General features: G+C 59.5%; 8 protein-coding genes and 1 pseudogene. 2 read left to right on the top strand and 7 right to left on the bottom strand.

The features are described from left to right. Positions 1 to 331 (bottom strand): annotated as a pseudogene (locus ACXAHG_RS23050) (2-aminoethylphosphonate--pyruvate transaminase); the annotation flags it as partial. Positions 332 to 444: 113 nt separating this feature from the next. On the opposite strand from ACXAHG_RS23050, the gene ACXAHG_RS23045 reads away from it, so the two are divergent. Beyond that, positions 445 to 1,347 carry a LysR substrate-binding domain-containing protein gene (locus ACXAHG_RS23045; protein ID WP_475061102.1) on the top strand — a complete coding sequence of 301 codons (903 nt, stop codon included), beginning with the start codon at positions 445 to 447 and terminating at the stop codon, positions 1,345 to 1,347. Positions 1,348 to 1,369: 22 nt separating this feature from the next. Here ACXAHG_RS23045 and ACXAHG_RS23040 read toward each other — a convergent pair whose 3' ends face one another. From ACXAHG_RS23040 to ACXAHG_RS23015, 6 genes are all read right to left on the bottom strand, one after another. Next, the gene (locus tag ACXAHG_RS23040) at positions 1,370 to 3,385 is read right to left on the bottom strand and encodes a putative 2-aminoethylphosphonate ABC transporter permease subunit (protein WP_475061099.1); all 2,016 of its coding nucleotides are present in this window, start codon (positions 3,383 to 3,385) and stop codon (positions 1,370 to 1,372) included. A 5-nt stretch (positions 3,386 to 3,390) separates the two neighbouring features. Beyond that, positions 3,391 to 4,497: a putative 2-aminoethylphosphonate ABC transporter ATP-binding protein gene (locus tag ACXAHG_RS23035; RefSeq protein ID WP_475039307.1), complete on the bottom strand. Its 1,107-nt coding sequence runs from the start codon at positions 4,495 to 4,497 to the stop codon at positions 3,391 to 3,393. A gap of 136 nt (positions 4,498 to 4,633) precedes the next feature. Continuing rightward, complete coding sequence (locus ACXAHG_RS23030; protein WP_475039308.1) at positions 4,634 to 5,653, bottom strand: putative 2-aminoethylphosphonate ABC transporter substrate-binding protein; 1,020 nt, start codon at positions 5,651 to 5,653, stop codon at positions 4,634 to 4,636. Positions 5,654 to 5,850: 197 nt separating this feature from the next. Continuing rightward, positions 5,851 to 6,897, bottom strand: a complete 1,047-nt coding sequence (locus ACXAHG_RS23025; RefSeq protein WP_475039309.1) for an ABC transporter substrate-binding protein — start codon at positions 6,895 to 6,897, stop codon at positions 5,851 to 5,853. Further along, complete coding sequence (locus tag ACXAHG_RS23020; RefSeq protein ID WP_475039311.1) at positions 6,867 to 8,243, bottom strand: sensor histidine kinase; 1,377 nt, start codon at positions 8,241 to 8,243, stop codon at positions 6,867 to 6,869. The genes ACXAHG_RS23025 and ACXAHG_RS23020 overlap by 31 nt, the downstream gene beginning before the upstream one ends. Beyond that, positions 8,240 to 8,905: a response regulator transcription factor gene (locus tag ACXAHG_RS23015; RefSeq protein ID WP_475039313.1), complete on the bottom strand. Its 666-nt coding sequence runs from the start codon at positions 8,903 to 8,905 to the stop codon at positions 8,240 to 8,242. The genes ACXAHG_RS23020 and ACXAHG_RS23015 overlap by 4 nt, the downstream gene beginning before the upstream one ends. Before the next feature lie 106 nt (positions 8,906 to 9,011). On the opposite strand from ACXAHG_RS23015, the gene ACXAHG_RS23010 reads away from it, so the two are divergent. Beyond that, positions 9,012 to 9,995 carry a tripartite tricarboxylate transporter substrate binding protein gene (locus ACXAHG_RS23010; RefSeq protein ID WP_475061097.1) on the top strand — a complete coding sequence of 328 codons (984 nt, stop codon included), beginning with the start codon at positions 9,012 to 9,014 and terminating at the stop codon, positions 9,993 to 9,995. The last annotated feature ends 240 nt before the right edge of the window (positions 9,996 to 10,235 follow it).

Raw genomic sequence — 10,235 nt, 5'->3', positions numbered from 1 at the left:
CCAGCGTCTGCGCCGAGCGCTGCCCGTAGGCCCCGTTGGCCAGCACCAGCGCCTTGCCATCGCCGGGGATGAAGGAGCCCAGCATCGCCTCTACCGCAAAACTGCCGGAGCCCTGCATCGGCACGCAGTCGAAATCCTCCGCCCCCGCCCCCAGAAGCGACAGCAGGCGGCGGCGGATTTCCCGCGTCATCGCCCGGAAATCGTCATCCCAGCTGCCCCAGTCCCGCAGCATCGCCGCCTTCACCGCATAAGACGTCGTCAGCGGACCGGGCGTCAGAAGATACGGCTCTCCCTGCCGCGGACCTTCCAGCGGATCCTTGCAAACTCTCATCCGAAATCTCCAAAATCCATCTCAAGGCATCTTTGTCCCCCAAAATTCCATATGTAAAATCGCAAAAAACAATCTAACTATAGGCAGAACCTATGAATGGAACGGGACGGAAAATGCGCCACAGCCAGCTCAAAGCCTTTCATCATGTCGCCCTTCTGGGCGGCTTTTCCCGTGCAGCCGAGGCCCTGCATCTGACGCAGCCAGCCGTGTCGGAACAGGTCCGCAAACTGGAGCAGGACCATGATGTGCTGCTGTTTCACCGGGAAAAGAAGCGGGTGTTCCTGACCCGTGAGGGTGAAGACTTGCTGCAGCTAACCAAACGCTACTTTGAAGTGGAAACCCAGATTGAGGACTATCTGTCCGAGTCCAGCGCAGCCGTAGAAGGGGAGCTGCGGATCATTGCTGACTCGGCGCAGCATATGACCGCCTTTCTGGGCCCGTTCCGGGAAAAGTATCCGAATGTCACCATCGTGCTCCGCGGCGGCAACACCGGCGAGATTCTGGAGGAGCTGCGCGGATACAATGCTGAGATCGGCGTCGCAGGCAGCCTCACTCCGGGCCGTGACATGACGGTTATGAACCTCGGTGCGACCGCCATTGTCGCCTTTGCGGCGCGCGGGCTTCTGCCTGAGGAGAAAACCAGCCTGTCCTTCAGCGAGCTGGCCCGGCTGCCGCTGGTCTTTCGCGAGGAAGGATCCAAGACCCGGCAGAATATCGAAACGGAAGCCCAGCGCCGCGGTGTTGAGCTGAAGCCTGCCATCGTTGCCGAAGGCCGGGAAGCGGTGCGCGAACTGGTGGCCTCCGGGGCTGGTATCGGTTTTGTCTCAGAGGCTGAATACGGCCATGATGACCGGCTGGCCAAGTTTACCCTGCAGGACGCGGAACTGGCGATGAGTGAAAGCATCCTCTTTCTGACCCAGCGCCAGGACGTCAAGGTTATCCGCGCATTCATGGAGTTTGCCAGCAGCATCCAAGCCGCAAAAGAACCCCCTGCTGCCAGTGCACAGCAGGGGTAGCATCAGGGGGACACCCCTGTTATCAGCGGCTGCGCCAGGCTTGGGTCCGGCGCAGGATGCCGCGGGACGCCAGCAGGTGAATGACCCGGGCCAGCGCGTTGGTGTAGAAGATCATCATCCCCATCGCCGCCGCCGGCGCAATGTCGCCTGCGTCATCCATGTTCAGCACCGCAATCGACGCTAGCGTTGTCTTGGGCGAATAAAGGAACACCACCGCCGACACCGTCGTCATCGCATTGACGAAGAGGTAGATGGAGATGTCCAGCACCGCAGGCAGGCAGACCGGCACCGTGACGCGGGCAAACAGCTTCATTGTCGGCTGCTTGAGCGAGGCAGCGACGGATTCAAACTCCCGGTCCATCTGCTTAAGGGCGGTGACCGCCGTCAGATGCGACACCGTGTAGAAGTGGGTGACGGTGCAGACCACCAGGATCGCCATAGTGCCGTAGATAGCATTGAGCGGGTTCGCGGGGTTGTTGAAAAAGAAGATGTAGGCCAATCCCAGAACCATGCCCGGGATCGCCATTGGCAGCATCGCAAACATTTGGAAAATGGCGCGCCCGGTGCGGAAGCCCTTGGATTTCTCCACCAGATAGGCACCAAAGAACACCACGGCGGTGCCAGCCATAGCCGTCATCAGCGCTAGCTTGATCGAGTTCACATAGGAGCCCCAGCCGCCGCCATCCATCTTGTCGAACTGATAGTTGTTGAGGCTGAGGCTCAGGTCGTAGGGCCAGAACTTGATCAATGCCGCAAATTGGCAGACTGCCAGCAGTCCAGCAATGAAGATGCCGATCAGGGTGCAGTAGGCAAAGAAGATACGATCCATCTTCTTGTTCGGTTGCGGCTCATACGGGACCGAGCGCGCCGAAAGAAGCGCCACCTGCTTGGACTGCACCATGCGGTCGATGGCAAAGGCGAGGATTGCCGGGATCACCAGAACCACCGAGACCACCGCGCCCATCTCAAAATTCTGCTGGCCAATCACTTGCTTGTAAATGTCGACCGCCAGCACGTTGTACTGGCCGCCGATCACCTTAGGCAGGCCAAAATCGGTGATCACAAGGTTGAAGACCACAAAGGTCGCCGAGATCAAGCCATAGCGCGCGCCGGGAACCGTGACGGTCCAGAAGGTGCGCCAAGGTGTTGAACGCAAGCTAGCCGCGGCTTCGTAGAGCCGCGCATCCGAAATGGCCAGCGCGGTTGAAATGATGATGAAGGCATGCGGGAAGGTGAAGAAGACCGAGCCTATGACGATGCCTATCGGCCCGTAGATACTGGCGCCGAACAAAAGCTCCTTGATCATGCCCTGATTGCCGAACAGGTAGACCAGCGCGATACCCGGCAGCAGCGACGGCACCAGGATCGGCGCCATGGCGATGAGACGGAACACGCCCTTGTACTTCATGCAGCTGCGATTCAGCGCGTAGGCGAACCAGAAGGCAAGCGAGACGGTCACAACCGTGCTCAGCACCGCAATCCACAGCGAGTTTTTTATCGAGTTGAACAGCGCCGGCGTCGAGAAATAGGAGACGAAGTTATCAAGGCCCCGCGATTGCACCGGGCGCAGCTGAACCCGGCGGAAGGTGTTGGAGTCGAGTGTGACCCATTCGGTGCCGGTCTGCAGGTTGGAGCCGATCAGAAAGCGGCCCGTGTCAGATGTATTACGCACCTGGTACATCACCGGGCTGCGGAAGCTGAAGTCCGGAAAGAAGCCCGTGACCGGCAGCCGCCCGTCGGCGCCCGTGGAAAGATCGGCATCGGCAAAGGTGCCGCTGCGGGTGTTCAGGTCTGCGCCGGTCAAAATGCTGCCATCGAACTGGCCCGCCTCATCGCTGACCTGGAATTCATACTGCGACAGCTCCACCCGGTAGGTGGAGAAGGACTTCGACAGCATTGCATAGAGCGGAAAGACCAGCGACACGACCAGATAAAGCGCGATGATGATCATGCTGCCGCGCATGATGATATCGTCGCGGCTCAGCTTGCCCTTGATCACCGGGCCAGCGGCCATGATGGATTGCGTGGTATCAGTCATCTGCGTTACGCCCCTTGCCCGTCTTGCGCAAACGCCATCAGGCGGTTGTCGGGCAGTTCGATTTCCATCTGGCAGCCGGCCTCCAGATCCAGGCGCCGCACGGCGTTGATGGAGAAATCGGCAATCAGTTCTTTGCCGTCGAAGCGTTCATTGGTCAGGCGGCAGCGCCAGAAGGAGCCGAGGAATTCCATTTCGGCCAGTTGAACGTCGATACAGTTTCGGTTGCCGCTGCTTTCCAGATACCCGGCCTCATGCGGGATCACATCCTCGGGCCGGATGGCGGCAATGACCTGGGTGCCGTCGGAAAAGTCATGCGGCAGGCAAGCAAAAGTCTTTTCCCCCACCGCCAGACGACCGCCCTTGGCAACAAAAGAGCTGATCTGGTTCATCTCGCCGATAAAGTCGGCTACAAACAGATTGGCCGGCTCGCGGTAGATTTCGGTAGGAGAGCCGACCTGCTCAATCACGCCGTGGTTCATCACCACGATGCGGTCGGCCATGGCCAGCGCTTCCTCCTGATCGTGGGTCACCATAATGGTCGTGACACCCAGCTTGCGCTGCAGTTCCTTGATCTCGTGCCGCAGGTGGACACGCACCTTGGCATCCAGCGCCGACAGCGGCTCATCCAGCAACAGAAGGCCTGGATTGGTGGCTATGGCGCGTGCCAGGGCAATCCGCTGCTGCTGGCCGCCGGACAGCTGGGCCGGGTATTTGCGGCCCTGGTCCGGCAAGCCGACCAGTTCCAGAAGTTCAGCCACGCGCGTATTGATTTCCTGCTTGCTGCGGCCTGCGTTTTCCAGGCCGAAGGCAATGTTCTTGTCGATGGTGAGGTTCGGAAACAGCGCATAGGACTGGAACACGATACCGAAGTCGCGTTCGGACGGCGGCAGGTTGGACACATCCTGACTGCCCTGGGTCACGGTGCCCTTAGATTGCAGATCCAGGCCTGCAATGGCGCGCAGCAGGGTGGTCTTGCCGCAGCCCGAGGGACCGAGGAAGCAGATGAATTCGCCCTCCGTTACGTCCAGGGAGATGTCCTTCAGCGCGATGAAGCTGCCGAAGGCTTTCCAGAGGTCGCGGATGCTCAGGTAGGTTTCTTTTGGCGGGGTCATTTGAAGCACGTCGTTGGTCCTTGCATATGCCAACGCGGCACCCTGTCTGTTGTCAACGGGCGGCATGGCTCAGGGCATGGGCAGTGAAGTTCAGGAAGGTAGAGGGGCGGAAGTCTAACCATCCGCCCCTGAAGGCTTATTTCGCTTCCGACTTGCCGTCGTAACGGGCCTGCCATTCCTTGAGGATTGCGGCGCGGTTGTTGGCGGCAAATTCGAAATCATTGTCGATCATCGCGGCCAGCAGCCCTTCGGGGAAATACTCAACCGGCTTGGCGACGCCCGGGTAAGCCACAACCGCATAGCCAGTGTTGTACATTTCGTTGGCTTCCTTGGTGACCGTGAAGTCGACCAATGTCTGCGCCGCTTCCAGATTTGCGGTGCCAGCCACGATGGCAGTAGCCTCCATGTCCCAGCCGACGCCCTCTGAAGGCACAATGATTTCCAGCGGTGCGCCTGCAGCCTTGGACTTGGCACCACGGAAAGCAAAAGAGATGCCAATCGGGATTTCGCCGGCCGCCGCCAGCTTGCAGGGTTTGGAACCGGAATGGGTGTATCGCGCGATGTTCTTGTGCAGCGCGTCCATGTAATTCCAGCCCGCTTCTTCACCAAACATCTGCAGCCAGCTGGAAACGTCCAAGAAGCCGGTGCCGGAGGAGTTCGGGTTCGGCATAATTACGTGGCCTGCATACTGGGGATCGGTGAGGTCCTTCCATGAAGTCGGAGGTGTCAGGCCAAGCTTCTCTGCCTCCACAGTGTTATAGCAAACAGAGGCCACCCAGGCGTCCATGCCGACCCAGCTGGGCGGGTTGTCGCCATCGACGAATTTCGGATCCAACTGATCGACACCGGCAGGCGCATAAGCCTCCAGCATTCCTTCGGATTTCAGCAGTAGAAGGGAGGTAGCCGCCAGCCCCCAGACCACATCCGCCTGAGGATTGTCGCGTTCGGCCAGCAGCTTGGCGGTGATGATCCCAGTGGAATCCCTTACCCAATTAATTTTGATGTCCGGATGGCTCTGATTAAAAGTCTCCGCATAGCGTGCAAGATCCTCAGCCTCGACCGCCGTGTAGACTGTCAGCTCGGTTTCGGCCAGGGCAGAGCCGGCAGTTGCCACTGATAATGCTAATGCAGCTAGAAATGACGCTTTCTGTTTCATTTGTTGTCCTCTGTTGGTTCATACTTTTGCCCGGCACTCTCTGACGGAGCGTTTTGGACCTATTGTTTTTAGTGTCTGGCAGTTTGACAGAAATACACATCAAGAGAAATCGAATATACCCATCAAGTCATAGGCTGAGCCTATAGATGATCACGGCCTAACAATCTAAAATTCCAGGTCCTGCCAGCCGATGGACGCTACTGGTCACTGCGGTTTTTGCGAACCGCGCTGAACCATTCCGCCAGGAACCGCCCACGTTTTTCGCGGTCTTGATAGACCAGCAGACCGGGTCCGAACTGGATTGGCCGCTTTGAGCTTGCGGAGTCCGCAAAGGCAACCGGCGGCTGACTGAACGGATAGTTGCCATCTGGAGGCCGTGACCAGGCGGCCGAAGCCAAGTGGTCAATAAAACTGCCGGCCAGGGCGGGCTGCAGCCCTCCTTTCAGCAGCACGGCGGACCGCATCATCAAATGAGTATAGTCTTCCGGATCAATCACAATGATCTTGCCGCTGAGATCGTGGCGCGCCCGTGCATAACTGCCCAGGACATTATAGGCTACGAGGACTTCTCCTGAAGCTACGCGTTCTATCATGCTCGCGGAACAGCAAGCCAACTGCAGCTCAAGGCTTCCCAGCACTTCCATCAGCCGCCAATAGGTTTCTGACGTGCGGGCATCCTGTGTCGCAAAGAGATAACCCAGCCCGCTGAGTGACACATCATAGGTCGCGACCTTGCCGTGGAACCGCTCCGGCTGCGCACGTAGCAGGGCAATCAAATCCTGGCGTGTGCGCGGCTGACTTGCTCCGGAAAATTCAGCCGCCGAGAGAACGATTGACGCGGGTTCGAGCGAAATCGCAAAGACGTGGCTGCGCCACTCCCCCCAATCCGGAATTAGTGCAGTTGCGGCAGACTTGTGCGGGAGGGTGAAACCGTCGTTTGCAAGTTTGGTCTGCAGGTCCATGGCCGAAGATAGAGCAACATCGAACTGCTCCTCACCTTCAAGAACTGCAGTCATCACCTCGCTGCTGTTGGCAACCGTGTAATCCACTGCAACTCCAGGATGTTTCTGCAGGTAACCTTCGATCAGCGGGGCCAGAATTTCTGTGTCAGTGGTCGAGATTATCCGCAGTGGCGTGCCGTCTCCCGGGCCGAGCCAATGCCTTTCTTCCACCTCGAAAGCAATCGCAGCCCCAGCAGCAATCAGGCCCAGGGTTAAAAACGCGGAAAAGACAGCGAAACGCATGCGCCTGCTCCTGAAGTGCTGTTTTTTATTGTCAGACTGCCGCCATGGGCCTCTGCGACCTCTCTGGCGATTGTCAAGCCCAGCCCCGACCCGATCGTGCCCTTGGCGTTTGCGCCGCGTACAAAACGGCCGGTGAGAGCCTCTGCATCTTCGCCGGCAAAGCCGCCGGCCTGGTCCACGACCTCAACCGCAGCCATAGGGCCTAAAACCGCGGTGCGGACCCAGACGCTGCTGTCCCGCCCAGCGTATTTGATGGCATTGTCCAGAATATTGCGGATGGCATTTTGCAATAGAACCGGATCACCTTTGATCCGCAGCCCCTCGGCACCTTCGAAGAAAAGATCAATGTCTTTCAATTCAGCCACCGGACGCAACCGGTCGGTCAAGTCGCAGGCCAATTCAGTCAGTTCGGTATCCTCCAGCTCCAGGCTGTCGGTCCTGAAGGACACCATTGCATGATCCAGCAGCTGCCCTGCCGCGCGGGAACTTTCGTCTATGGCACGGATCATTTCCCGCAAGCTGCTGCGGTTTTGTTCCTTTTCGACCCGCATCAGGGTTACCTCGGCCTGTGCCCGCACCGTGGCAAGCGGCGTGCGTACACGGTGCGCCGCTTCAGCAATGAAATCCTCTGAGCGGGTCAATGAAGTTTGCAGCCGGCTGATGAAGCTGTTGAGCGAAGACACCAGCGGTGACATTTCCAAGGGAACGGGCCGCGTCACTGGGCGCAGGTCTCTAGGGCCCCTTCGCGAAACGGCTTCGGCCAAAGATCTGAGCGGCCTGATGCTGGACTGCGCCGACCACACCGCAAGGGTCAAGGCCAGCACAAAGAACCCGGCACCCAGATAGAACGCGGTCCGCGACAGCCTCGCCAGAACTGCTGCCTGCCCCTGCCGGGTCTGGGCAACGGACACCTGCACGGCCACAGGTTCCCCCTGAACTGCCAGGCGGCGCGAAATCGTAACTGCGCGGACGCTCTCTCCTTTGTAGCTGACGGTTTCGAACAGCGGCAGCCCTTGCGGCGTCCCAAGCGGCAGGTCGCCATAGCCAGTCAGCACGCCACCCCCTCCCGAAACCCTGTAAAACACCCTGTCATCGCTGACATTTCCCAGCATCGACAGCGCTGCATAAGGAATGTCTGCAGCCACCTTTCCAGAATGGACAGAAACGGACTCCAGGATCGAAGTGGCCGACGCCAGCAGAATTCTGTCATGGCTTTCTTCAGCAGCCTTTCGCACCACCCCCAGAACTGCAAAGAATAGCAGCGCGGCCAGCAGCGCCGCACTGCCGGCGAGCTGGAGAAGCAGCCGGCGCCGGATAGAGCCGCTTATGTTGACTCCGCCGCTCATTCCAGAGACAGCCGGTATCCAAGGCCGCGGACCGTCGTGATCTGTACACCGGTGCCTGCCAGGTGCTTGCGCAACCGAGCGACATAAACCTCAATGGCGTTTTCCGAGACATCCTCCTCATAAGAGAACAACCGGTCCACCAGCTTGGGTTTCGGGAAAATCTGGCCGGGCGCGTTCAGGAACACCTCCAGCAAGCGCAGCTCTTTGTTCCGTAGCGAGATGGTTTTCCCGCCTGCGGAGACGGTGCCGGCCATTGGATCGAACTGCAGATTTCCGAATCGCCGCACGTTGGAACTGCCGCCCCCGCGCCTGCGCAGCACCGCGCGGCAGCGCGCCTCTAGCTCTGAAAAATCAAAAGGTTTGGTCAGGTAGTCATCTGCGCCCAGGTCCAGCATCCCGACCCGGTCAGAGACCTCAGACCTGGCCGTCAGAACGATCACCGGTGTTTCCCCAAGGCCCTCCCGGTGGGATTTCAAAAAGCTGCGCCCGTCCCCGTCGGGCAGCATAATATCCAGCAAAATCAGGTCGTAATCGGTTATCCCGGAGAAAGCCGCGGCAGTCGCAAAATCCGGCGCATGGTCAACTACATGCCCATCCAGCCGCAGGCGGTCCAAGATGGCATTCGCCAGACTCTCATTGTCCTCAACCAGCAGGAAACGCATGGCAGTTCATCCTTTCGGCACAGGTCATGACAGGTCCATGTCAGCTTGCCGTGATCTCTTCCAGTCATGAGCGGCGCGACCGCGGTTTGTCAAATGGGAGGACAAAATGAGCAAATGGACACTGACGCGCCGGGCCGCGATCGCCGCGGCAGCCGCAGCGCTGGCGTTTGGCGCACCGGCACAGTCGGAAGAACAGGTGCTGGACAGCATCCACTTTCTGATTCCGGGCGGCGCAGGCGGCGGATGGGACGGCACGGCCCGCGGCACAGGCGAAGCACTGACCGCTTCCGGGCTGGTCGGCAAAGCGTCGTATGAGAACATGTCCGGCGGCGGCGGCGGCAAGGCCATTGGCTATCTGATCGAAAACGCCGCCAGCCAGCATGGCACGCTGATGGTGAACTCCACCCCCATCGTGATCCGTTCGCTGACTGGTGTGTTTCCGCAGAACTTCCGCGACCTGACGCTGGTGGCCGGCACCATCGGCGACTATGCCGCCATCGTGGTGGGCAAGGACAGCCCGATCAACTCGATGGAGGATCTGCTGGCAGTCTATAAGGCGGACCCGCGCGGAACAGCGGTTGGCGGCGGCTCGGTGCCGGGCGGTATGGATCACCTGGTCGCGGCCATGGTGATGGAAGCCGCGGGAGAAGACCCGACGGCCGTGAAATACATTCCCTATGATGCCGGCGGCAAGGCGATGGCGGCGCTGCTGTCGGGCGAGATCGCGGCGCTCAGCACCGGGTTTTCCGAGGCCATTGATCTGGCAAATGCGGGCGAAGTGAAGATCATCGGCGTCACCTCTGACGAACGCGTCGACAGCTACCCGGATGCGCCGACGATGAAGGAGCAGGGGCTGGACACCACCTTCGTCAACTGGCGCGGCTTCTTTGCGGCCCCGGGACTGCCCGAGGACAAGCTGGCGGCCTATCAGGCGGCGCTGGAGAAGATGTACGGCACCGCCGAATGGGAAGAGGTGCGCGCCCGCAACGGCTGGGTGAACATCCACAATTCCGGCGATGACTTCCGCAGCTTCCTGGAAGCCCAGGAGCAGGCCATCGGCGATCTGATGAAGCAACTCGGGTTCCTCTGACCCGGCAGCTTGGCGCAGCCTCCAGGTGGGAGGGGGTTTCCCCTTCCTTCCCCTGATATCCTTCCCCCCAAAAAAAAAAGAAAAAAAACCCCCCCCCCCCCCAAAAAAAAAACCCCCCCCCCCAGATGCATCGTATAGTCTTGTGGGCTCGGAGGTGTGGAGAAGAGACAGGGCCATGGCCGATCGGAAATCCGCGTAAAAAAAGCTGTTAACCATGCCGGCAAGCGGCATGGTTAACGC

The organism is Leisingera sp. ABD4_442 (genome assembly GCF_056160905.1).
The sequence above is the reverse complement of the archived record's forward strand: the minus strand, read 5'-3'. Positions and strand labels throughout refer to the sequence as shown.